General features: G+C 40.8%; 1 protein-coding gene. It reads right to left on the reverse strand.

Annotated elements, in window-relative coordinates; genetic code table 11:
• Positions 1-81: 81 nt before the first annotated feature.
• Positions 82-261 carry a hypothetical protein gene (locus D7Y04_RS44290; RefSeq protein WP_147477341.1) on the reverse strand — a complete coding sequence of 60 codons (180 nt, stop codon included), beginning with the start codon at positions 259-261 and terminating at the stop codon, positions 82-84.
• Between the last annotated feature and the right edge of the window lie 187 nt (positions 262-448).

The raw sequence follows: 448 nt of genomic DNA on the forward strand, positions 1-448 counted from the left end.
ATTGTCCCTTTCTTCCTTGCGCACTGGTTCTGTGTAGAGCGGTCCTACGATCGGATCTAGCTGAATGACTACGCGGAGCGACTACTTTTCAAATATAATATTCCTTTGCTTTAAATTAATAACCCCATTCATGTCAGTGGCCCAGTCTATCCCTAATAACACAGGGTAAGGGTTATTCTTGTCCATGATTTCAATAACTTCAAATTTTGTCCAAGTACTCACGCCATCGATATCTACCGTAATTCCTTGCAACTTTCCCATGGGCAGGAAATTCTACTGGTTGGCCATCCACAATTGGATAGGAGATGTTATCACTCATATTTTCCTTGAAGTTGTCAAAAGAAGGAAGGGGGTCTGAGGTAACCACAAACCAACTTTTAAGTACAGAATCTAGCTAATCTGTACTCAGAGAGGGCTCTCTCTTTAAGATTTAGCTTTGTTTATGAGA

The organism is Corallococcus sp. AB038B (assembly GCF_003668955.1).
Lineage (GTDB): Bacteria > Myxococcota > Myxococcia > Myxococcales > Myxococcaceae > Corallococcus > Corallococcus exiguus.

Bases quoted from the DNA above. Each gene is read 5' to 3' on its own strand.
- D7Y04_RS44290 (WP_147477341.1), bottom strand. From the start codon at position 261: ATGGGAAAGTTGCAAGGAATTACGGTAGATATCGATGGCGTGAGTACT.